Raw genomic sequence first — 21789 nt, forward strand, 5'->3', positions numbered from 1 at the left:
ATCACGCTCATGTCTGAGCTCGACGGATTCACGCTGGCCCTCGGGCTCGGCGCGCTCGCCCTCATCGCGGCGGTGCTGTCGAATCAGCTCAGCAGCTGGATCCGGATTCCCGCGCCGGCCCTCTTCCTGGTCGCTGCCGCGGCCCTCGCCACGGCCTTCCCGGCACTCGGTGGTGTTCCGCGCCTGCTCGACGAGGAGGTCGTGAGCGTCGCGCTGGTGTTCATCCTCTTCGACGGGGGCATGCACATCGGATGGCGGCGCTTCCGGGCATCAGCCCTTCCGATCACCTGGCTCGGCATCGCCGGCACGGCCGTGACCGCGGTCGGGATCGCCGCCGTCGCCCACTTCCTGCTCGGGTTCGACTGGCGTCTCGCCTTCCTGCTTGGCGCAGCACTATCGCCGACGGATCCTGCGGTGGTGTTCTCGGTGCTCGGCAAGCGCGAGATCGCGGGCCGATCGGGGACGATCCTCGAGGGCGAGTCGGGCGCCAACGACCCGGTGGGCATCGCGTTGATGGTCAGCCTGCTCGCGGCGACGGGAACGGGGCTGGATGCCGTGGCCGGTGGCGTCGCCGAGTTCGCCCTGCAGATGCTGGTCGGCGCCGTGGTCGGCGTCGGCGGCGGCTGGCTGCTCGCGCGCCTGATGCGGCGCATCTCGCTCAGCAACGAAGCACTGCACTCGATCTGGACGCTGGCCTGTGTTCTGCTGCTCTACGCGCTCGCGACTCTGCTGCACGGATCGGGGTTTCTCGCGGTGTTCCTCGCCGGCATCCTGAGCGGCGACAGCCGAGCCCCCTTCAAACGCGAGATCGAGCGGTTCAGCGCGGGCATCGCGAGCCTCGGCGAGATCGTCGTCTTCACCCTGCTCGGCCTCAGTATCAGCGTGTCGGACGTGCTGCGAGCCGACGTCCTCGTGCCCGGACTGGTGATCGCCGCCCTGCTGATCTTCGTCATCCGGCCCGTTCTGGTCGGTCTCATCAGTTGGCCGCTTCGACTCTCGCGCGGCGAACGCGGCTTCCTGTTGTGGGCGGGGCTGAAAGGGGCGGTGCCCATCCTGCTCGGCATCTTCATCCTCGAAGCCGACGTGCCCCAGGCCCAGCGGATGTACGGCATCATCTTCGTCGTCGTGCTCGTCTCGGTCGTGCTGCAGGGCGGTCTCGTGCCTCTCTTCGCCCGGCTGTTCGGGGTGCCGATGCGGATCATCGAACCCGAGCCGTGGGCCGTGGGTGTGCGCCTCAACGAGGAGCCGCAGGGCTTTCACCGGATCGTGCTCCAGCCGGACTCGCCGGTGATCGGCCGGCGGGTCGGCGAGCTCGACCTGGGCGACGACGCCTGGGTGAGCTTCGTGCGCCGCGATGGGCGGCTGGTCACGCTGCGCCCGTCGACCAAGCTCAGGGTCGGCGACGAGGTTCTGGCCCTCGCCGAGAGCGAGCGACGGCTGAACGAGCTCTTCGACCCGCGCTAGGGGCGACACCCGGGACCTTGGACTCTGCTGCGAACCGACCCGCCAGGGGATGCTCGGGTCAGTCATCAACCGGAGAGGTCACGCCCATGGAGCGCATTCTGATCGGAATCGACGCCGACGGCAGCAGCGAGGCTGCGGTGGCGTGGGCGGCTCACCGGGCGGCCTCGGGCTCGGCGCAGATCGAGCTGGTCACGGTGATGGACACCCTTCTCACCGACACGGCCGACACGGAGGCGTTGCTCGCCACCACGGCATCCCGGATCGAGCAGGAGGCGCCGGGTACGGCCGTCAACACCGAGATCCTCGAGCTCTCGATCGTCGGAGGACTTGCCATCGCGGCGAGAGCGGCGGATCTGCTCGTGATCGGCTCGCATCCGCATCATCGCCTGGCGAGCATGATCAGCGGGGCCCTGCCGGTGCGGATCAGCACGGACGTCTCGTGCCCGACCGTCGTCGTGCCGGTCGGGTGGAAGCCGGTCGACGGGCGCATCGTCGTCGGGATCGACATCGACGACTCCTCCGACAAGGCGCTCATCTTCGCCGCCCGCGAGGCCGCGGCGCGTGGACGCGAGCTGGACGTCGTGCACGCCTGGCGCCCGACCCCGTACTCCCCCGATCCCGCGACCGCGCTCGTCTTCGCCCCCGAGGCGATCCTCGCGGCACACCAGAAGATCCTCGACACGGCGGCGGCACGTGCGGCGGTGGAGCTGCCGGCCGACCGGATCCACACCCACCTGGATCGCGGGCGCCCCCTGGATGCCGTGGTCGCCCACGTCGAGGGGGCGGAACTCGTCGTGCTCGGAACGCACGAGTGGGGCCCGATCACCGGCGCCCTGTTCGGTTCGACCGTGCAACAGGTCATGGAGCAGATCCCGGTGCCGCTGGCGATCGTGCCGATGGGGCGGCAGGAGCAGTAGGCGCCATCTCGATCCACCGGCCGAAAGCGTTCGACGAGGCCGCTCACACATGCAAAACCCCCGCGTGAACGGGGGTTTTATTTGGTGGGCGATACTGGGATCGAACCAGTGACCTCTTCCGTGTCAGGGAAGCGCGCTACCGCTGCGCCAATCGCCCGTCGCCGGCCCGTCTCGAAAGACTTCTCGGCTGCGGTGAGTGAGGTGGCGACGGGATTCGAACCCGTGTGGACGGCTTTGCAGGCCGCTGCCTCGCCTCTCGGCCACGCCACCAGGTGTGCGGTTCGAGCCAATACTGCTACTGACACGTGAACCGTGAGACTTCACTCGAGCGGATGACGAGATTCGAACTCGCGACCCTCACCTTGGCAAGGTGATGCGCTACCACTGCGCCACATCCGCATTCGCTCCCGTTCCCGGGTGCGGAGTCGACTCTATCCGATCCCCCGGCGCTGTCCAAACCACGACGCTCCGTGACGTCAGCTGCCCCAGATCGCGTCCAGGATCCTCATCGTGACGATCCGGATCGCCGGAACCATCGCCGACACTGCCGCGACGCCGAGCAGAATCAGGATGGTCTCGACCGTGGTCGTGGCGTCGGTGACCAGCGACACGGGCCCGGTGGGGAACACGAAGGGATAGCGATCGACCAGCGGCACGAGGGCGAAACGGAAGACGAGCCCGCCGATCACCGTGCCGACGGCCGCCGTGGCCATCGACTTGAGCACGTAGCTGCCGACGATCGATCCGGAGCTGATCCCGATCGCGCGCTCGATGCCGATCTGGCGTCGGCGGTTGGTCAGATCGACATAGGTGATGATGAAGACCGTGATCGCAGCCACCAACAGCGAGATCACCCGCATGATCCGGTCGATGAGGTCGAAGGTCTCAACCTGATCCTGGATCGCCGCCGCCAGCTGCGCCGGGGTCTGGAACTGAACGCCGGATCGCAGCGGCCGCAGCCCCGCCGTCATGCGACTCGCACTGACCCCCGCCTTGGTGCGGACCACGATCCGAGTGACCGTGTCTTTTGCAGGGATCTCGGACGACTTTCGCAACAGCTCGACGAGCGCATCGCGATCCTTGGTGGCGATCTTCGGGATGCCGGCCGCGCCCTGCTGTAGTCCCTGGGCGAGCTGCTGAGAGGCCTGCGCGATCGTGCGGGCACTCGCCGCCACACCCCCGGTGGCCGTGCTCAGCTGCCGTGCGGCTGAATCGCTCGCCGTCGCCCCGGATACCAGCCCCCGCGCAGCATCGACCACGGTGCCGACTCCGGTGTGAAGTGCACCGATCCCGGAAGACAGCGCGGATGCCGATGCCGCAGCCGCGTGCACCGACGTCGCTACGGTGTCGACCGTCGACGCAGTCTCCTGGAACCTCGAGGCAGACACCGACGCGGCACTCGCATTCGCGCTCAACTCGGAGCAGAAGACGGGGTCGCTCGCTACCGGGCAACTGGTGACGAGGGCCGCCTCCTGCCCGGCGGCGGCGACCGCGGCATCGGCCCCGGCGTGCGCCGCCGGAGCGACCGTCGTCGTCAGCTGCGAGGCCAGCGTGGCGACACCGGAGGCGAGTTGACCGGCGCTCGTCGCGAGTTGGCCGGTGCTGTCATCCAGCTGCGCCGCCGCCGCGAGGAGCTGGGCTGCCGAGGAGTTCAACCGCGAGGCTCCGCTCTCGAGCGCCGACACGTTCGCGGCGAGACGATCGGCGCCGGCCGCCAGGGCCGACGAGCCGTCGGCGAGTCGTCCTGCCTGATCCGCGGCCGTCCCCAGTGCGGCGGTCAACTCGTCGATCGCGCCGAACATCTGGGTGACCGTCGCGGCGTAGTCCGTCGTCGGGATCAGCGCGTCGGCGCCCGCGATCGTGATGTAGGCGCCCTGGTCGCTGAGCGGGAAGTGGTTCTCGTAGATCCCCCGCACGACGAAGTCGTGTATGACGCCTCCGAGCAGGCTCACCTGCACGCGGTCGCCGGCGTGCACGGTCTGGAGTGAGGTCGAGTACGAACGCAGCCGCGTCTGGTCCGCGCCGGCGATATCGACCCCGAGCACGATCCCGTCGGTATCCCCCTCGCTCAGGAACGTCCCTTCGATGAGGTGCGTCGGCGTCGAGAACACCTGCGCGAAGCTCCGGGGGTCGATCGCGTCCACTCCCCAGGCGTTCGACCGGTCGCCGAAGGCCACCTGCGTGCCGACCCTGCGAACGCCGGTCGCCGCGGTCACCCCCGACACCGAGCGGATGCGCTGGAGATAGTCGCCGGCATCCGCGATCGTCGTGCTCTTGGCCGCGGTGATGCTCAGGTCGCCCGTCAGCGTCGAGGTGACCTGTTCGTTGATCGCGGCGACCGCTCCGTTGATCAGCGACGGCAGGAACGAGACGCTGATGAACACGACCGCCATCATCACGACCGACATCGCGGTGACCCCGACGTTGCCCCGGCGAAGGCTGCGGCCCGCGAGGAAGGCCGCGACGCGGAGTCGCGCGAATCGTCTCACCGCGACGACCCGGCCGTCGCCCCGGCCCCGACCGCGTCCGCGGCGACCAACCGCCCGTCGCTCAGCCGGAGCACGCGATCGGCGTAGCGGCTCTCGTCCAGATCGTGCGAGACGAAGACCACCGTGACGTCCAGCTCGCGGTTCAGGCGCGCCAGGGTCTCCATCACCGTGCGCCCCGACACCGTGTCGAGGTTCGCGGTCGGCTCGTCGGCGTAGACGATCGCGGGCGAGTTCACCAAGGCCCTGGCGATCGCGACCCTCTGCTGCTGGCCCCCCGAGAGCTGCTTGGGCCGGTGCCGCATCCGGTCACCCAGGTCGACCTGCTCGAGCAGCCCGGCGGCTCGATCGCGATAGTCGATCCCCCGCCTGCCGAGCATCATCGCCGGAAGGTAGACGTTCTCGGCCGCGGTCAGCTCGGGGATCAGGGCGTACTCCTGGAAGACGTATCCCAGCCGTGCCAAACGCAGCGCCGAGCGCTCCCGCTCCGAGAGCTCGCCGACCTCCTGACCGTCGATCACGATGCGCCCTGAGCTGGGGCGATCGATGAGACCCAACTGGCGCAGGAGGGTGCTCTTGCCCGACCCGCTCTTGCCCATGATGCAGACCATCTCGCCCGCGTCGATCGACAGCGAGACGTCGTCGAGCGCCGGCACCGTCACCGTGCCCAGAACATAGCTCTTGCGAAGGTGCTCGACCGAGATGATTGGATGCGAGGTCACGCGCGACGCTCCCATCCGTGGTCCGCCCTCATTGCGCCCCAGGCTAACGACGGGTTGCGTCGGGGTGTCAGGACCAACGACCCACCGCGCACGCTCGAGCCGTCACCCGCAAGAAGTCGCGTTCGGCTATGGCAAGATGGATGCCGCGGGCGATTGGCGCAGTTGGTAGCGCGCTTCCTTCACACGGAAGAGGTCATCGGTTCGAGTCCGGTATCGCCCACTTCACATTCCATCCAAGCCGGGATGCCGCGGTCAGGCCCCGATCATCACGAGCACGTGGTACACCACGTAGACCGGCCAGACGATCGCCTGGAGCAGCCCGAGCAGGACTCCGCCGAAGGAATGGTCCGACGCCGAGATGAAGTAGATCGCGGCGCCGATATAGGCCAGCAGGAAGATGAAACCCCACGGCCCATCACGCACCACGCGAATTCGGTTATCTGAAGACATGAAACCCTTCCCTTCCGGGGCGGCCGGCGCCTCCCGTTGCCACGACGCTATCGCTCCTCGGCATCCTTGGGTCGTGTCGAATTGACGACTCCGTCCGCGTCGTCGGAGGTATCCGACCTGATGGCGGCGGGCACCCGGTCCCGGCTCGCATGCCGCTGCAACAGCACCCAGGTCGGCGCCGACACGAGCAATGAGAACAGCCCGACGCCGAGGAACGAGAGCAGCGGCACCGAGAGAACGTCGAGATGCGCCGAGAACAGGATGCCGACCGTGTCACCCGCGATCGCCGGCGCCAGGTAGCCCACCGCGGTCGCGACCAGGATCACGAACCCCCAGCGCGCCGCCAGCCCAGCGGATCCCGTCGCACGCGACGAGTAGCTCACCGCCCCCACAGCACCTGCCAGCGCTCCCACGGCGAGCGACCACGGGAACGACACGGCGACCGCACCCGGGATCGTCGCGGCGATCCCGGCGACCAGCCCGAAGACGAGCGATCGGGCGATCGGCCGGCGCACGTCTCGCAGCCGATCGGCCAGCGCCCAGGTGACCGAGGCGCTCGCCGGCCCCACGAAGGCGGCCAGGGCGATCCGCGGGGTGAACTCGTCGATCGCGCCCTCGAGCGTCGCGAGCCAGATGACGAACGCCGTCCAGAAGAGCAGAAGCGCGAGCACGGCGCGACGATGCGATTGCGGGTCGGGTTCGGCACGCTCGATGACCCCCGCCGGCAGCCAGGCGAGCAGCACGAACGCACTCGACGAGACGAGCAGTGGCAGCGCTCCCCCGAAGTCCTCGAGCTCGCAATCCGTGCCGGCGCAGGATGCCGTGAGCCACAGAGGCACGAGCGCGCTGAGCGGGAAGATGATCACCCCCCAACTCAGCATGAGTACCCAGCGGCCGAAGGTGTCGGCACCGGACGCGATCGCGGCGGCCTCCATCAGCACGAGCACCGGCAGGGCGAAGGCCGAGATGCCGATCAGGTAGACGAGCGGCGCGATCCCGAACGCCGTTCCCAGCCCGATCGTGATCAGCGCGGTGGCCGCTGCGGCGCCCAGGGCCGGCCACAGCATCCGATCGTTCAGAAGGGTGCGCGTGAGCAGGACGATCGCCAGAGCAGCGACGAGGGCGGCGACGATGCCCACGGCGATCAGCGCTGCCATGCGCGCCCCTCTCGGTCGGAAACGGACGAGCACCACACTAGAGGCGTCGCGTGCGGCACAGGGAAACGGGGCGCCGCTCCCGAAGAAGCGACGCCCCGCGACGAACCGAAGAGGATCAGCCCTCCAGCACGTAGCTCTCTTCGCCGTGCACGACGGTGTCAACGCCGGCGACCTCGTCTTCGTTCTTGATACGGAAGCCGATGGTCTTCTCGATGACCCAACCGATCGCGAATGCCAGGACGAACGAGTAGATCGCGACGGCGAATGCACCGACGGCCTGCGCACCGAGCTGATAGAACGAACCCGAGTCGAGGAGGCCGATACCGGTTCCGAAGAAGCCGATGTACAGCGTTCCGACCAGACCGCCGACGAGGTGGATTCCGACAACGTCAAGCGAGTCGTCGAAGCCCAGCTTGAACTTAAGCTCGATCGCGAGAGCACAGATCGCACCGGTCACCAGTCCGAGCACGATGCCCCAACCGGGAGTCAGGATGTTACACGCGGGGGTGATCGCAACCAGACCGGCGACGGCACCTGACGCCGCACCGATCGACGTCGGCTTACCATCCTTGATCTTCTCAACGATGAGCCAGCCAAGCGTGGCAGCGGCAGGCGCAGCGAGGGTGTTAATCCAGGCCAGCGCCGAGATCCCATCAGGCGATCCCTCCGACCCGGCGTTGAAGCCGAACCAACCGAACCACAGCAGCGACGCACCCAACAGGGTCAACGGCACGTTGTGCGGCGCGTTCATACCCTTCTTGAAGCCGATGCGCTTGCCGAGCACAAGAGCGAGCGCGAGCCCAGCCGCACCAGCATTGATGTGGACCGCGGTTCCACCTGCAAAGTCGTTGACGCCGAGGCCCCAGACCGACCATCCACCGTCGGAATACCCGTGCTGTCCGAAACCGCCGGCGGTGTTCTTCGCGTCGACGGTGAAGTTGAACACCCAGCTGGCGACCGGGAAGTAGACCAGGGTGACCCACACACCGGCGAAGATCATCCACGACCCGAACTTGGCGCGATCGGCGATCGCCCCCGAGATGAGCGCAACAGTGATGATCGCGAAGGTCGCCTGGAAGCCCGCGAACGCGAAGTTGTGAGCTTGGTCGCCGCCCGTCGCGGCCAGTTCCTTCTGCAAGAAGGCATCGGCGAACGGGTTGGCGAGCACGTGAGGGATCAACCAGTCGCCGCCCGAGGAGAACGACATTGAGTAGCCGTAGATCACCCACAGTACGGAGACCAAGGCAATCGCGCCGAAACTCATCATCATCATCGAGATGACGGACTTCGCCTTCACCATGCCGCCGTAGAAGAAGGCGACGCCGGGGGTCATGATCAGGACGAGAGCCGCCGCGACCATCAACCAAAGGGAGTTGTCGTAGATCGAAGGACTATCTGCCAAATGGAGCATGTGCAAGTTCCTCTATTTCTCTTAGCCCAGGAGGGGAACCTTCCGCGGGTCTTCGCGGCAGCGCCTGACGCTGTGACCTCGGGTTCATCGCTCAGTGTGGCCGGGGCACGTTACCGCCCCGGTGTCTACGTGTTTCCGAGCCGTTACGCGAAGCCGCCGGATGTAAACATCGTGTTTCGGCGGGCAGCGGATCCGCCGCCAATCACCCGCGATTGTGCCGGTGCGGCGCACCAGAATGGAGGGGATGACCTTTCTGCGCTCCGAACGCGTCGCCGCGGTGCTGCTCGTGCTGGCGGCGGCCCTCGGGGTCGGCCTGGCCAACAGCCCCATCGGGCCCTCCCTCGCAACGGTGCGCGATGCGCACCTCGACCTCCCCTGGCTCGGTCTCGAACTCTCGGTCGGACATTGGATCACCGACGGCCTTCTCGCGGTCTTCTTCTTCCTCGCCGCGATCGAGTTGCGTCATGAGCTCACGCACGGCGAGCTCGACACGCCCCGCAAGGCCCTCGTGCCGGCGATCGCCGCGGTCGGTGGCGTTCTCGTGCCCGCGCTCGTCTATCTCGCCTTCGTGCGCGACCCGGCGCTGGTCGATGGATGGCCGATCCCGACCGCGACCGACATCGCCTTCGCGCTGGGCGTGCTCGCCCTCGTCGGCCGCGGCCTGCCCTCGCGCGTGCGCGCTCTGCTGCTCGCTCTCGCCGTCATCGACGACCTCATCGCCATCCTGCTCATCGCGGTGCTGTTCACGCGCGACCTCCAGCTCGTTCCGCTGATCGCCGCGGTTCCCGTCGTGCTGGCCTTCGGATTCCTGAGCTATCGGGTGCGCGGACGGGCCGCGCCCGTCGTCGTCGCAGCTCTCATCGCGCTGGGACTCGCCGCCTGGGTTCTGGTGCACCTCTCGGGCATCCACTCCACGATCGCGGGCGTCGCACTCGGCTTGGCGATGGCACCCGCCGTGGCGGGTCCGACGCGCCATGCGCTCGAGCCGTGGTCGAACGGCGTCATCCTGCCGGTCTTCGCGTTCACCGCCTCGCTCGTCGTGATCCCGGCGGTCGGCATCTCGGGTCTGAGCCCGGTCTTCTGGGGAATCGCGATCGCCCTCCCGGTCGGCAAGCTGATCGGTATCACCGGAGGCGCCCTGATCGCCGGCCGTCTGCAGCCGAAGAGCGAGCGGACCGCCGCGATCCCGATCGCCGACGTGCTGGTGGTCGCGACCCTCGGCGGGATCGGGTTCACCGTCTCGTTGCTCATGAACGATCTGGCGTTCTCGGCACCGCATCCGGTCAACGCCGAAGGCACGCTCGCGGTGCTCTGCGGCTCGATCTGCGCCGCCCTGATCGGCGCGGTCGTGACCGGGTTGCGCGCACGAGCACTGCGCCGCCGTACCCACACCCGCCCCGCGCTCTAGCCGAGCGGACGCGCAGGCGGCGCCCGTCGTCCATCGACGAGGTACCTCGTCAAGTCGCCCCGTTCCGCTGCTCCGACGCGGCATTTCGAGCGGATTAAGCCCCTGTCAGCGCCATCAGGCGCGACACGGCGCGCAGGTACTTCTTGCGATAGCCTCCGGCCAGCATGTCCTCGGGGAACACGGTGTCGATCGGGATGCCGGTCGCCAGCACCCGAACCTGGGCGTCGTAGAGGCGGTCGACGAGAGCGACGAAGCGCAGGGCATCCGACTGGTCGGTGAAGACGCGCACGTCGCGCAGGCCGATGGCGTCGAGCCCCTCGACCAGCTTCACGTAGCGCGAAGGGTGCACCGTGGCGAGATGCTTCAGCACCGCGGCGAAGTCATCCACCGTCACGCCGCCCAGCGACGACGCGGCCGCCAGCTCGGAAGCGAACTGCGCCTCGTCCAGCGCGACGGCGTGGCCCTCCAGCTCGCGATGGCGGTAGTCGAGACCGTCGATCCGGATGATCTCGAAGCGATCCGCGATGGCCTGGATCTCGCGCAGGAAGTCGGAGGCGGCGAAACGTCCCTCGCCCAGCGCGTTCGGCGGGGTGTTCGAGGTGGCGGCGATCCGGGTTCCGCTCTCGGTCAACTGCTTGAGCAGGCGGCTCATCATCATGGTGTCGCCGGGGTCGTCCAGTTCGAACTCGTCGATCGCCAACAGGCTCGCGCCGGTGAGCAACTTCAGTGTGGGCTCGTAGCCGAGCGCGCCCACCAGGGCGGTGTATTCGATGAAGGTTCCGAAGTACTTGCGGCCCGGCGCGAGCTTCCAAAGGGCGGCCAGCAGGTGGGTCTTGCCGACGCCGAAGCCGCCGTCGAGATACAGGCCGGGCTTCGTGGCAGGCGCCTTGCGCCGACCGAAGAGCCCGCCTCCCGATCCCGCACCCCACGACGCCACGAAGGCGCGCACCCGCGCGACGGCGTGCGCCTGGGAGGGATAGTCCGGATCGGGACGGTAGTTGTCGAGGGTCGCCGACTCGAACTGCCGAGGCGGCACCAACGACGCCGCGATCTCGGTGCCGCTCATCTGCGGAGCGCGCGCGACCAGCGAGGGAATGGACAGCTGCTGCATGGGACGGGCCTTTGGACTAGAGATCCGTGTCGAACTCTTACGGCACGTCAGCGGGCACGGCGGTCGACTGTCTACCCTGAAGGGGACGCCTCAGCCTACCGCTCCGGCCGCACCACCAGGAGATGCAGATGCCCATCGAGACCGATCCGTCGCCCGCCTTCGCGTCCTACGCGCACCCCGAACGGCTGGTCAGCACGCAATGGCTGGCCGACCACCTCGGGACTCCCGGGCTGGTGGTCGTGGAGTCCGATGAAGACGTGCTGCTCTACGAGACGGGTCACATCGACGGCGCCGTCAAGATCGACTGGCACACCGACCTGAACGACCCGGTGACCCGCGACTACCTCGACGGAGCCGGCTTCGCCAAGCTCGTCGGCGGCAAGGGCATCGCCCGCGACACGACCGTGGTCATCTACGGCGACAAGAACAACTGGTGGGCGGCCTACGCGCTCTGGGTCTTCACGCTGTTCGGCCACCCCGACGTCCGGCTGCTCGACGGCGGCCGTGCCAAGTGGGAGGCCGAGGACCGCCCCTACACGACGGTCGCGCCCACACCCGCCCCGGTCGACTATCCCGTCGTCGAGCGCGACGACGTGACCCAGCGCGCGTTCAAAGACGACGTGCTGGCCCACCTCGGCTCGCCCCTCATCGACGTTCGCTCACCCGAGGAGTACGTCGGCGACCGCACCACGGCGCCGGCCTATCCCGAAGAGGGTTCCCTGCGCGCCGGGCACATCCCCACCGCGCAGAACGTGCCGTGGGCGAAGGCGGTCGCCGACGACGGCACCTTCAAGCCCCGAGCCGAACTCGAGGCGGTCTACCTGGACGGCGCGGGCCTGAAGCCGGGTGATAGCGTCATCGCCTACTGCCGGATCGGCGAACGCTCGAGCCACACCTGGTTCGTGCTGACCCACCTTCTCGGCTTCGAGGGAGTACGCAACTATGACGGATCGTGGACGGAGTGGGGCAGCGCGGTGCGCGTCCCGATCGTCAAGGGTGCAGAGCCGGGCGCTCTGCCGCGCTGAGCTCGGCACCTCGCAGACGGTCGCCGGATGACGTCGGCGGCCCTTCCCGAGGAACTCGCAGCGATCCGTGACGACTTCCTGTCGCTCGAGAAGCCCGAGCGCCTTCAACTGCTGTTGGAGTTCTCGCAGCAGTTGCCCGAGCTCCCGGCGCGCTACGCCGACCATCCCGACCTGCTCGAGCGGGTCGTCGAATGCCAGTCGCCGGTCTTCCTGTTCGTCGAGGTCGATGAGAAGCGGATCGTCCACGTCTTCATGACGGCGCCGAAGGAGTCACCGACCACGCGCGGTTTCGCATCGATCCTTGCTCAGGGCCTGGCCGGCCTGACGGTCGAGCAGGTGCTCGCCGTGCCCTCCGACTTCCCCTTCGAGCTCGGCCTGACCGAGGCGGTGAGCCCCCTGCGTCTGCGCGGCATGGTCGGCATGCTCGGCCGCATCCAGCGACAGGTGAAAGACAAGGCCGCGTGATCGTCCGGCCGGTTCACCCCGTCTGTGGCGATCCGATCGAGACGACGGATGCCGACGCGCGTGATCGGCTCTCCGCGATCTACGAACCCCCAGCATCCGACTGGCTGCGCATCAACCTGATCACGAGCATCGACGGGAGCTCACGCGGCTCCGACGGCACCTCCGAGACGCTCAGCAATCCGGCCGACCGGGCGATCCTCGGCGTCATTCGGGCGCAGAGCGACATCGTGCTGGTCGGCGCGCAGACCCTGCGCGCCGAGGGAACACTGCTGCCCAAGACCGCGCGACTCGCGGTGCTGACGGCAGGTGGCGATCTCAGCGGGGCCCGCGTGCGCGACGACGTCGAACCGGGCCGGATCCTCGTCATGGGGCCCGCACGCGCCGAGGCGGCGGTGCGGCGCACCTTCTCGGCCCCTCATGAGTTCGTCGTACTCGACACGGCACCCGGCGCTCCGCCCGATGGTCCGGTGGACGTGCGCGTCGTCGTCGCCGCACTGCGCGAGCGGGGCCTGCGTCGTATCGTCAGCGAGGGCGGACCTCGGATCGCGGCCCAACTGCTGAGCGCGGGTCTCGTCGACGAGCTCTGCCTGAGCACCAGCCCGCAAATGATCGGCGGCGCGGGCGGACCGTTCGGTGATGCGGCCCTGCCCGCCCTGCCCGCGACACTGACCAGCCTGCTGATCGACGATTCCGGCGGGCTCTACGCGCGATGGCGGCTCAGCCGATCGGCGTGACCTCGTCGCCGGCGGGTGCCGCCCCGTCGGCGAGCGACATGATCCAGCGTCGGATCGCCCCCTCCCAGCGCTCCCGGTCGTAGTTCCAGAGCTTGGTGTGGCGGGCGACGTCGAAGGCCTCGTAGCTCACGATGTCGGGCCGCGCCAGGGCGAGGGCACGCGACGCGGTCGACGGGACGAACCCGTCGTCGTCGCTGTGCAGCACCAGGATCGGGCGGTCGAGTTCCCGGGCACGGGTCACGAAGTCGAGACGGTCGAGGTCGAGCGGCTCGGCGAGTCCGGTGAGGATCCCCGCCCAGCGGTTCTTGAGCAATGCCAGCACGCCGTATCGGATCGCGGACGGCAATTTGCGCAACTCGACCTGGAAGTCGAGGGTCGCGATCCAGTCCACGACCGGCGACTCGAGCACGACGCCGACCACCTGTTCGGCGAACACCGACCGGGTCAGTGCCTGCAGCACGGTCGCGCCGCCCATCGACCAACCCATCAGCACGATCTCCCGGGCACCGTGCGCGAGGGCGTAGCGCATGGCCGCCTCGACGTCGAGCCACTCTCGGTCGCCCAGGGCGTAGCGGTAGTCGGCGCTGCGGGGCGCTTCGCCGTCGTTGCGATAGCTCACGATCAGTGAGGTGAAGCCTTCGGCGCGGAACGGGATCACGCCGCGCAGCGCCTCGGGGCGTCGCACCGCACGACCGTGGACCCCGATCATCCACCGCGTCGTGTCGGGATCGGCCGCGGGGATCAGCCACGCCGGGGCGTCGCCGAGCGGGGTCCCGATCGAGATGTCCTGGAACGGGACACCCAGGTCATCCGGGGTCAGGTAGAACCAGCCGTTGAACCGCCCCCTCTTCGCCTCGCCCAGATCGCCGAAATCCGCCGGCTCGATGGAGCGGGTGACGCTCGAGACATCCATCGTGATGATGTCGCCGACGCGGGCGTGTCCGGTGTCCGCGGCGAACCAGAAGCTGTACTCCCCCGGCAACCGCGAGTCGGGAGTCGACGACAGCACGATCGTCGACGCCCCTGGGTCGAACGTGACGATCTCCACGTCGTCCTTGCGGCGGGACGGAGGGATGATGACCGTCCTCGCCACGATCACGCTCACGACTCCGGCGGCGGCCAGCGCGACCCCGCCGAGGGCCAGCACGCCGAGGGTCGATGCCGCGAGGATCCGTCCGGTCCGACTCACCACTCGACCCCTTCTCCGACAGCAATTCCCGCCGATTCCACAGGCGATGCGGGACTCGGGCGACCGCACCGGGGCGGCGTGGCACATCACGCCGCACGTCAAGAAACCCTAGTCTGCAGACGTGGCCGAATCCGCTTCAGGACCTCTGGTCCCGGCCGCCTTCGGTCGGGCCATTGAGTCGGTTCGGCGTGCGACGGCCCGACCTGAACTCGAACTCGCCGAGATCACGGCGCCGACCGGGCTGGCCCCGCACGCGATCGCGCTCGCCGGCGACGTGCGGCCGACCCGCCACGGCCTTGATTCCGTGCTCGGAACCGGACGGTTCGTGCTGCTGTACGACGCCGAGGAGCCTGAAGCCTGGGGCGGCGCGTTCCGGATCGTATGCTTCGCTCAGGCACCGCTCGAGACCGACATCGGCCTCGATCCCTTCGTGGCCGAGGTCGCCTGGTCGTGGCTCATCGACGCGCTCGAGCTGCGCGGAGCCGGGTACCGCGCGGCCTCCGGCACGGCGACCAAGGTGCTCTCCAGCGGCTTCGGCGAGCTCGCCGGGCAGAGCGACGGCGCGCAACTCGAGATCCGCGCGTCGTGGACGCCGAGCGACGAGCAGTTCGCGCACCATGTCGAGGGCTGGAGCGACCTGGTCTGCCAGCTCGCCGGTCTGCCGCCGACCGCCGATGCGGTGAGCCTCCTCCCCGAGCTGCGGGGGTCGCGTGACTGACGAAGTCGCGCCCGACAGCGGCGCGGAGCCCGAGGACGAGATCGAGGGCGCAGCGGACGGCGAGGTCGAGGGCACGATCGAGATCGAGATCGACGCGATCGCCCTCATCAGTGAGCCCGAACCACACGCACCCGTGACCGTCATCGACACCGTCGAGGGGTACCGTGCCGCGGTCGCCGCGCTCGCCGCCGGCAGCGGGCCGTTCGCGGTCGACGCGGAACGCGCATCGGGATTCCGCTATTCGCAGCGGGCCTACCTGATTCAGATCTTCCGCCGCGGTGCCGGCGCGTTCCTGCTCGATCCACCGGCGATCGGAGACTTCTCCGAGCTCGCCGCGGTGCTCGCGGGCGAGGAGTGGATCCTCCATGCCGCCAGCCAAGACCTGGCCTGCCTGCGCGAAGTCGGACTCGATCCGGAGCGCATCTTCGACACCGAACTCGGGGCACGGTTGGCGGGCCTGCCCCGCGTCGGACTCGGGCCGGTGGTCGAGCAGTTGCTCGGCATCCACCTGGCCAAGGAGCACTCCGCCGCGGACTGGTCGACGCGACCCCTTCCGCACAGCTGGCTCGTCTACGCCGCCCTGGACGTCGAGCTGCTGCCCGACCTCCGCGACAAGATCGGCGAGATCCTGGATGCCGCGGGCAAGACCGAGATCGCCGAACAGGAGTTCGCGGCCACGCTGAACCGCGAGGCGCCCGTACGCGAGGAGCCGTGGCGACGGCTGTCCGGCATCCACTCGCTTCGTCAGGCGCGCAACCTTGCGGTGGCGCGCGCACTGTGGACCGCCCGAGACGACTACGCCCGCGAGATCGACATCGCTCCCGGCCGCCTGGTTCCCGATGCCTCGCTCGTTGCGGCGGCACGGGTGCTGCCCGCCACCAAACGCGAGCTCGCCGCCATCAAGGAGTTCACGGGCCGCGCCAGCCGCAGCCAGCTCGATCGCTGGTTCGACGCGATCCAAGCCGGCATGACGACCACCGAGCTGCCTCAGGTGCGCCCTCCCGGCGACTCCCTCCCTCCCCCGCGGATCTGGTCCGATCGCAACCCGGAGGCCGACGGCCGGCTGAAGCGCGCCCGGGCTGCCCTGACCGAGGTCTCGACCGCGCTCGACATCCCGATGGAGAACCTCCTGACTCCCGATTTCCTGCGGCGCGTGGCGTGGGCTCCCCCGGTTCCCGCGACGGCCGACGCCATCGCGGAGGCCCTCGCCACCCTCGGGGCGCGGCCCTGGCAGCTTGACGCAACTGCACAGGCCATTGCCGATGCCTTTGTCGAACCCCTCCAAGCCCCCGAGGGCCCCTCCGAGCCCGATTCGTCGGAATGATCAAAGGATTCTGACCCCTTCCTGAGCCTGCCTAGGATCGCAAGCATCCCGGGTTTTCAGCGCGTAACGTGCTGCCCGGAACCGAATCAGAACTGAGCAAAGGTGGGCACCGTGGCCGAGAAAGCTGAAGTCGTCTTCGTCGATGGGGTTCGCACTCCCTTCGGACGGGCTGGCGAGAAGGGCCAGTACTGGAACACGCGTGCCGATGACCTCATCGTCAAGGCCATGATCGGCTTGCTCGAACGCAACCCCAACCTGCCCAAGGATCGCATCGACGACGTCGCGATCGCCGCGACGACTCAGCAGGGCGACCAGGGGCTGACCCTCGGACGCACCGCCGCGATCCTCGCCGGTCTGCCCCTCAGCGTCCCGGGCTACGCCCTCGACCGGATGTGCGCGGGGGGCATGACGACCGTCACGACCATCGCCGGGGCGATCGCCTTCGGCGCCTACGACGTCGGCATCGCCGGCGGCGTGGAGCACATGGGACGCCACCCGATGGGTTTCGGCGCCGACGTGAACCCGCGCTTCGTCGCCGAGAAGCTCGTCAACCCGGACGCGCTCGCGATGGGCGCCACCGCCGAGAACCTGCACGACCGCTTCCCCGCGCTCACCAAGGAGCGGTCCGACCGCTTCGGCATGCGCAGCCAGCAGAAGGTCGCCGCCGCCTACGAGGCGGGCAAGATCCAGCCCGACCTGATCCCCGTGGCCATCAAGAGCGAGGCCGGCTGGGGGCTCGCCACCCAGGACGAGGGCATGCGCCCCGAGACCACGATGGAGGGCCTCGCGGGCCTCAAGACCCCGTTCCGTTCGCACGGTCGGGTCACCGCCGGCAACTCCTCGCCCCTCACCGACGGAGCGACGGCGTCGTTGATCGCCAGCGCGGATGCCGCCAAGGACCTCGGTCTGAGCGTCAAGATGAAGATGATCAGCTTCGCCTTCGCCGGTGTCGAGCCCGAGGTGATGGGCCTCGGCCCCGTGCCCAGCACCGAGAAGGCGCTGCGCAAGGCCGGCATGTCCATCGGCGACATCGGGCTGTTCGAGCTCAACGAGGCGTTCTCGGTGCAGGTGCTGTCGTTCCTCGACCACTTCGGGATCGACGACGACGACCCTCGCGTCAACCCCTGGGGCGGCGCGCTTGCGATCGGGCATCCGCTCGCCTCCTCGGGCGTACGCCTGATGATCCAGTTGGCCCGCCAGTTCGAAGAGCACCCGGAGGTGCAGTACGGCCTCACCGCCATGTGCGTCGGCCTCGGCCAGGGCGGCTCGGTCATCTGGGAGAACCCGAACTTCAAGGGCGGCAAGTGATGGCGGGCACCGACTCGGCGATCGCGCAGTACGCGAACGTCGACTTCTCGAAACTCATCGCGCTCGACCCCGACGAGGTCGTGACCCACTCCTACGTGCGCGACATCACGCTGCCGAGCGGCAAGCGCCTCGCACTCATCACGCTCGACAACGGACGCGACCACACCCGGCCCAACACCCTGGGGCCCGCGACCCTGACCGAGTTGGCCGGCGTGCTCGATGCGCTGAAGGAGCGCGCCGCCCGGCACGAGATCGACGCGGTCGCCGTCACGGGCAAGCAGTTCATCCTCGCGGCCGGCGCCGATCTGACGCACGCCGGCGAGCTGCCCAGTCGCGAGATCGGGCTGCTGATGGCCCAGCTCGGGCACGCGACCCTCGGACGCCTGGGCGAACTGGGAGTCCCCTCCTTCGTGTACACCAACGGCCTCGCGCTCGGGGGCGGGGTCGAGATCGGCCTCAACGCCACCTACCGCACGATCGATGCCTCGGTGCCGGCCTTCGCCCTGCCCGAGGTCTTCCTGGGCATCATCCCCGGCTGGGGCGGCGCGTGGCTGCTGCCCAACCTGATCGGCATCGAGAACGCTCTCGAGGTCGTCATCTCGAACCCGCTCAAGACCAACACGATGCTCAAGGGGCCGCAGGCCTTCGAGCTGGGGATCGCCGACGCGATGTTCCCCCCGGTCAACTTCCTCGAGGATTCGCTGAAGTGGACCGACGGCGTCTTGACCGGCGCCATCAAGGTCAAGCGGCCGCACGAGCCGGGCAAGCTGGAACGCGCGGTGAAGTGGGATGTCGCCATCGGCATCGCCGAGAAGACGCTCGCCAGCCGCATCGGCCGGGTCGCGCTCAGCCCGTATCGCGCTCTCGCCCTGCTGAAGGCCGCCAAGAACACCGATAAGAAGACCGGGTTCGCCGCCGAGGATCAGGCTCTCGCCGACCTCATCTCGGGAGACCAGTTCCGCGCGAGCAACTACGCCTTCGACCTGGTGCAGAAGCGCGCCAAGCGCCCGGTCGGCGCCCCCGACAAGGCCCTGGCCAAGAAGATCACCAAGGTGGGGGTGATCGGCGCCGGCCTGATGGCCAGCCAGTTCGCGCTGCTCTTCGTCCGCCGGCTGCAGGTGCCCGTCGTGATCACCGACCTGGATCAGTCGCGCGTCGACAAGGGGCTCGACTACATCACGGGCGAGATCGACAAGCTGCTGGCCAAGGGCCGCATCGGCTCCGACGAGGCGAACCGGCTCAAGGCGCTCGTCAGCGGGACGACGGACAAGAAGGACTTCGCCGACTGCGACTGGGTGATCGAGGCCGTCTTCGAGGAGCTCGGCGTCAAACAGCAGGTCTTCGCCGACGTCGAGCAGTACATCGCCGACGATGCGATCCTCGCGACCAACACGTCCTCGCTCTCGGTGGAGCAGATCGGTGCCGAGCTGAAGCACCCGGAGCGCGTCGTCGGGTTCCACTTCTTCAACCCGGTGGCCGTCATGCCGCTCATCGAGGTGGTGAAGACCAGGAACACGACCGATGCGGCGCTCAGCACCGCCATGGTCACCGCGGCCGCGCTGCGGAAGAATGCCGTCATCACGGCCGACACCCCCGGTTTCGTCGTGAACCGCATCCTGGCGAAGCTGCTCGGAGAGGCCATGCACGCCGTCGAGAACGGGACCTCGTTCGACGCGGTCGTGGAGGCCGTGCGACCCTTCGGTCTACCGATGGATCCGTTCGCGCTGCTGGAACTCGTGGGGCTCAAGGTCGGTGCGCACGTGCTCGACACGCACCACGCCGCGTTCCCCGAGCGCTTCTTCGAGAGCGCCGCGCTGCACGAACTGGCCGACTACGGCCACCTGCTCGAGAAGGATGCGAAGGGCAAGACGAAGGGCTACGACCCGAAAGCGCTCGCCATCGTCACGACGCACCAGGCCGCCGATGCGACGCCGTACACGGCCGAGCAGTTGCGTGTCCGCATCGAGGACGGTCTCGCGGATGAGATCCACCGGATGCTCGATGGCCAGGTCGTCGCGGCCGCCGAGGACATCGACCTCTGCCTCATCCTCGGCGCCGGATGGCCGTTCCAGATGGGCGGGGTGACCCCCTACCTCGATCGGGTCGGCGCGAGCGAGCGCGCATTCGGCGACACCTTCCACCACCCCAAGATCGTCGGGGTCAACTAACGGCTGTCACAGAGAGAAGGGCCCGGGATCGCTCCCGGGCCCTTCTCTCTGTATGCCCCGCTCAGTGCGAGGGAGCAGCCTGTGGGTCGTCCTGGTCGACCGCTTCCAGCTCGGCGTCGGTGACCTCGGGCTCGAGCGGCTTGTGCACGAAGAACGCGACGACCACGGCGGCGAGCGACACGATCGCCCCCGCCAGGAACGCCATCCGCACGCCGCTCGCGATGGCAGCCCCGTCGCTGAGACCCGCCGCCTCGCCGCTCGTCGTTCCCAGCGTCAGGAACGCGATGAAGATCGCCGTACCGGCTGCGCCGGCAACCTGCTGGATCGTGGCCAAGGTCGCGCTGCCGTGCGAGTAGAGATGCGGCGGCAGTGCCCCGAGGCCGGCCGTGAAGAGCGGGGTGAACAGGAATGCCAGCCCGAGACTCAAGGTGACATGAGCGATCAGAATCAGGTACACCGGGGTGCTGTCGGTGAGCATGCTCAACGACCAGAACACCGCGCTCACCACGATGGCTCCCGGGATCACGAGCGGGCGCGGACCGTACTTGTCGTAGAGCCGACCGACCAGGGGCCCGAGCAGACCCATGGTGAGCCCGCCGGGTAGCAGCGTGAGGCCGATCACGACGGTGCTCTGATGCAGCACGTTCTGCATGTACAGCGGAAGCACGATGACCGTGCCGAACAGGGCGATCATGCTGATCGCGAGCATGAGCAGCGACATGGCATAGGTGCGGGCCTTGAAGGTTCGCAGGTCGAGGAGGGCCATGTCGCGCTTCTGCAGGCTCAGTTGGCGGAAGATGAACGCCACCAGAACGACGGCACCCACGACGAGCGGGATCCACGGTGGCAGGGCCGCATCGCCCTCGGCCGCTTGACCGAAACTGCTGAGGCCATAGACCAGGCCGCTGAACGCGACCGCCGAGAGGATGACCGAAAGAACGTCGAGTGGCGCCGTGCGGGTCTCGGTGACGTTGGGGACGCGGATGACTCCCAGGATCAGCATCGCCGTCGCGATCGGGAGCATGACCCAGAACAGCCCGCGCCAGTGCACCAGCGGAAGAAGGAACCCTGAGATCGTCGGTCCGACCGCGGGCGCCACCGACATGACGATCGAGATGCGGCCCATCATGCGCCCGAGCGACTGCGGCGGCACGAGGGTCATGATCGTGGTCATCATGAGCGGCATCATGATCGCCGTGCCACTCGCCTGCACGATCCGGCCGACGAGCAGCAACCCGAATCCGGGCGCTGTCGCGGCGATCAGGGTGCCCGCGGTGAACAGGCTCATGGCGGTGATGAAGACGGGCCGCGTGTTGAGACGCTGCAGGAGCCATCCGGTGATGGGGATGACCACCGCCATCGTCAGCGCGAAGCCCGTGGTGAGCCACTGCCCGAGGCTCGGCGTGATCTTCAGATCTTTGAGGATGTCGGGAAGGGCGACGCTCAGGAACGTCTCGTTGAGGAAGACGACGAACACCGCCGCGAGGAGCAGCACGATCGCGACCCGGGAGCGCGTGTCGAGCCTGCCTTCGGCATAGGCGGTGCTGTCGGACAGGGTGGATTGAGTCATGAATTCTCCGGTGGCTGGGATTCGTCGCACGCGACATCGGATGAGCACTGCGGGGACAAGACCTGCGGAACGGCGCCTGCATGAGGCAGTTGTTCACACTGTCCACATACTAGACCGCACCACCGACATCTCGGTGTCTCCTGTGTCCGCTCTGAGAGAAAC

At 68.4% G+C, this 21789-nt stretch carries 18 protein-coding genes and 4 tRNA genes; 11 read left to right on the plus strand and 11 right to left on the minus strand.

What is annotated here, in order from left to right; translation table 11 throughout:
- Nucleotides 1–9 precede the first annotated feature (9 nt).
- Nucleotides 10–1464: a cation:proton antiporter domain-containing protein gene (locus ACFPJ4_RS05605; RefSeq protein WP_386739305.1), complete on the plus strand. Its 1455-nt coding sequence runs from the start codon at nucleotides 10–12 to the stop codon at nucleotides 1462–1464.
- A gap of 86 nt (nucleotides 1465–1550) precedes the next feature.
- Entirely contained in the window at nucleotides 1551–2381 is an 831-nt protein-coding gene (locus ACFPJ4_RS05610; protein ID WP_386739306.1) for a universal stress protein, read from the plus strand.
- A gap of 82 nt (nucleotides 2382–2463) precedes the next feature.
- Here ACFPJ4_RS05610 and ACFPJ4_RS05615 read toward each other — a convergent pair.
- The 5 genes from ACFPJ4_RS05615 to ACFPJ4_RS05635 form a co-directional block, all read right to left on the minus strand.
- Nucleotides 2464–2538: transfer RNA gene (locus ACFPJ4_RS05615), tRNA-Val, on the minus strand.
- Nucleotides 2539–2580: 42 nt separating this feature from the next.
- Nucleotides 2581–2651, minus strand: a tRNA-Cys gene (locus tag ACFPJ4_RS05620).
- A gap of 57 nt (nucleotides 2652–2708) precedes the next feature.
- Nucleotides 2709–2780 (minus strand) — tRNA-Gly (locus ACFPJ4_RS05625).
- A 77-nt stretch (nucleotides 2781–2857) separates the two neighbouring features.
- Nucleotides 2858–4870: an ABC transporter permease gene (locus ACFPJ4_RS05630; protein ID WP_386739307.1), complete on the minus strand. Its 2013-nt coding sequence runs from the start codon at nucleotides 4868–4870 to the stop codon at nucleotides 2858–2860.
- Nucleotides 4867–5589: an ABC transporter ATP-binding protein gene (locus ACFPJ4_RS05635; protein ID WP_386739309.1), complete on the minus strand. Its 723-nt coding sequence runs from the start codon at nucleotides 5587–5589 to the stop codon at nucleotides 4867–4869. The genes ACFPJ4_RS05630 and ACFPJ4_RS05635 overlap by 4 nt, the downstream gene beginning before the upstream one ends.
- Nucleotides 5590–5736: 147 nt before the next feature.
- Here ACFPJ4_RS05635 and ACFPJ4_RS05640 point away from each other — a divergent pair.
- A tRNA-Val gene (locus tag ACFPJ4_RS05640) sits at nucleotides 5737–5809 on the plus strand.
- A 32-nt stretch (nucleotides 5810–5841) separates the two neighbouring features.
- Here ACFPJ4_RS05640 and ACFPJ4_RS05645 read toward each other — a convergent pair.
- The 3 genes from ACFPJ4_RS05645 to ACFPJ4_RS05655 all read right to left on the minus strand — a co-directional run bounded on the left by ACFPJ4_RS05645 (nucleotide 5842) and on the right by ACFPJ4_RS05655 (nucleotide 8607).
- Nucleotides 5842–6015: a hypothetical protein gene (locus ACFPJ4_RS05645; protein ID WP_386739310.1), complete on the minus strand. Its 174-nt coding sequence runs from the start codon at nucleotides 6013–6015 to the stop codon at nucleotides 5842–5844.
- 71 nt (nucleotides 6016–6086) lie between these two features.
- On the minus strand, nucleotides 6087–7196 hold the full coding sequence (locus ACFPJ4_RS05650; RefSeq protein WP_386739312.1) for a hypothetical protein: 1110 nt from the start codon (nucleotides 7194–7196) through the stop codon (nucleotides 6087–6089).
- A 115-nt stretch (nucleotides 7197–7311) separates the two neighbouring features.
- Entirely contained in the window at nucleotides 7312–8607 is a 1296-nt protein-coding gene (locus tag ACFPJ4_RS05655) for an ammonium transporter (protein WP_386739313.1), read from the minus strand.
- A gap of 244 nt (nucleotides 8608–8851) precedes the next feature.
- Between ACFPJ4_RS05655 and ACFPJ4_RS05660 the strand changes: the two genes are divergently transcribed.
- Complete coding sequence (locus ACFPJ4_RS05660) at nucleotides 8852–10015, plus strand: Na+/H+ antiporter NhaA (RefSeq protein ID WP_386739314.1); 1164 nt, start codon at nucleotides 8852–8854, stop codon at nucleotides 10013–10015.
- Between the two features lie 94 nt (nucleotides 10016–10109).
- On the opposite strand, the gene zapE is transcribed toward ACFPJ4_RS05660, so the two are convergent.
- Entirely contained in the window at nucleotides 10110–11126 is a 1017-nt protein-coding gene (gene zapE / locus ACFPJ4_RS05665) for a cell division protein ZapE (RefSeq protein WP_386739315.1), read from the minus strand.
- A 128-nt stretch (nucleotides 11127–11254) separates the two neighbouring features.
- Between zapE and ACFPJ4_RS05670 the strand changes: the two genes are divergently transcribed.
- From ACFPJ4_RS05670 to ACFPJ4_RS05680, 3 genes are read left to right on the plus strand one after another with little or no spacing between them, the layout of a single operon-like run.
- Nucleotides 11255–12151: a sulfurtransferase gene (locus ACFPJ4_RS05670; protein ID WP_386739316.1), complete on the plus strand. Its 897-nt coding sequence runs from the start codon at nucleotides 11255–11257 to the stop codon at nucleotides 12149–12151.
- 27 nt (nucleotides 12152–12178) lie between these two features.
- On the plus strand, nucleotides 12179–12616 hold the full coding sequence (locus ACFPJ4_RS05675; RefSeq protein WP_386739317.1) for a SufE family protein: 438 nt from the start codon (nucleotides 12179–12181) through the stop codon (nucleotides 12614–12616).
- Entirely contained in the window at nucleotides 12613–13350 is a 738-nt protein-coding gene (locus tag ACFPJ4_RS05680) for a dihydrofolate reductase family protein (RefSeq protein ID WP_386739318.1), read from the plus strand. Before ACFPJ4_RS05675 ends, ACFPJ4_RS05680 begins: the two co-directional genes overlap by 4 nt.
- Here the strand turns inward: ACFPJ4_RS05680 and ACFPJ4_RS05685 are convergent.
- Nucleotides 13334–14539 (minus strand): alpha/beta hydrolase family protein, encoded by a 1206-nt coding sequence (locus tag ACFPJ4_RS05685; RefSeq protein ID WP_386739319.1) that lies wholly within the window; start codon nucleotides 14537–14539, stop codon nucleotides 13334–13336. The two genes, ACFPJ4_RS05680 and ACFPJ4_RS05685, sit on opposite strands and share 17 nt — an antisense overlap.
- 121 nt (nucleotides 14540–14660) lie before the next feature.
- Here ACFPJ4_RS05685 and ACFPJ4_RS05690 point away from each other — a divergent pair, with 121 nt between their 5' ends.
- The 4 genes from ACFPJ4_RS05690 (at nucleotide 14661) to ACFPJ4_RS05705 (ending at nucleotide 20057) form a co-directional block, all read left to right on the plus strand.
- Nucleotides 14661–15257, plus strand: coding sequence for a DUF3000 domain-containing protein (locus tag ACFPJ4_RS05690; protein WP_386739321.1), 597 nt, complete (start codon nucleotides 14661–14663; stop codon nucleotides 15255–15257).
- An 82-nt stretch (nucleotides 15258–15339) separates the two neighbouring features.
- Nucleotides 15340–16581, plus strand: coding sequence for an HRDC domain-containing protein (locus tag ACFPJ4_RS05695; protein ID WP_386739780.1), 1242 nt, complete (start codon nucleotides 15340–15342; stop codon nucleotides 16579–16581).
- Nucleotides 16582–16692: 111 nt separating this feature from the next.
- Nucleotides 16693–17889 (plus strand): thiolase family protein, encoded by a 1197-nt coding sequence (locus tag ACFPJ4_RS05700; protein ID WP_386739322.1) that lies wholly within the window; start codon nucleotides 16693–16695, stop codon nucleotides 17887–17889.
- Nucleotides 17889–20057: a 3-hydroxyacyl-CoA dehydrogenase NAD-binding domain-containing protein gene (locus ACFPJ4_RS05705; RefSeq protein ID WP_386739323.1), complete on the plus strand. Its 2169-nt coding sequence runs from the start codon at nucleotides 17889–17891 to the stop codon at nucleotides 20055–20057. Before ACFPJ4_RS05700 ends, ACFPJ4_RS05705 begins: the two co-directional genes overlap by 1 nt.
- A 61-nt stretch (nucleotides 20058–20118) precedes the next feature.
- Here ACFPJ4_RS05705 and ACFPJ4_RS05710 read toward each other — a convergent pair whose 3' ends face one another.
- Nucleotides 20119–21627 carry an MDR family MFS transporter gene (locus tag ACFPJ4_RS05710; protein ID WP_386739324.1) on the minus strand — a complete coding sequence of 503 codons (1509 nt, stop codon included), beginning with the start codon at nucleotides 21625–21627 and terminating at the stop codon, nucleotides 20119–20121.
- Nucleotides 21628–21789 lie beyond the last annotated feature (162 nt).

The organism is Lysinimonas soli (assembly GCF_042655435.1).
Taxonomy (GTDB): domain Bacteria; phylum Actinomycetota; class Actinomycetes; order Actinomycetales; family Microbacteriaceae; genus Lysinimonas; species Lysinimonas soli.

What these genes read in the sequence shown, in the direction of transcription:
- zapE (WP_386739315.1), bottom strand. Translation starts at nt 11,126, where the DNA reads ATGCAGCAGCTGTCCATTCCCTCGCTGGTCGCGCGCGCTCCGCAGATG.
- ACFPJ4_RS05705 (WP_386739323.1), top strand. Translation starts at nt 17,889, where the DNA reads ATGGCGGGCACCGACTCGGCGATCGCGCAGTACGCGAACGTCGACTTC.
- ACFPJ4_RS05605 (WP_386739305.1), top strand. Translation starts at nt 10, where the DNA reads ATGTCTGAGCTCGACGGATTCACGCTGGCCCTCGGGCTCGGCGCGCTC.
- ACFPJ4_RS05675 (WP_386739317.1), top strand. Translation starts at nt 12,179, where the DNA reads ATGACGTCGGCGGCCCTTCCCGAGGAACTCGCAGCGATCCGTGACGAC.
- ACFPJ4_RS05655 (WP_386739313.1), bottom strand. Translation starts at nt 8,607, where the DNA reads ATGCTCCATTTGGCAGATAGTCCTTCGATCTACGACAACTCCCTTTGG.
- ACFPJ4_RS05660 (WP_386739314.1), top strand. Translation starts at nt 8,852, where the DNA reads ATGACCTTTCTGCGCTCCGAACGCGTCGCCGCGGTGCTGCTCGTGCTG.
- ACFPJ4_RS05610 (WP_386739306.1), top strand. Translation starts at nt 1,551, where the DNA reads ATGGAGCGCATTCTGATCGGAATCGACGCCGACGGCAGCAGCGAGGCT.
- ACFPJ4_RS05710 (WP_386739324.1), bottom strand. Translation starts at nt 21,627, where the DNA reads ATGACTCAATCCACCCTGTCCGACAGCACCGCCTATGCCGAAGGCAGG.
- ACFPJ4_RS05670 (WP_386739316.1), top strand. Translation starts at nt 11,255, where the DNA reads ATGCCCATCGAGACCGATCCGTCGCCCGCCTTCGCGTCCTACGCGCAC.
- ACFPJ4_RS05650 (WP_386739312.1), bottom strand. Translation starts at nt 7,196, where the DNA reads ATGGCAGCGCTGATCGCCGTGGGCATCGTCGCCGCCCTCGTCGCTGCT.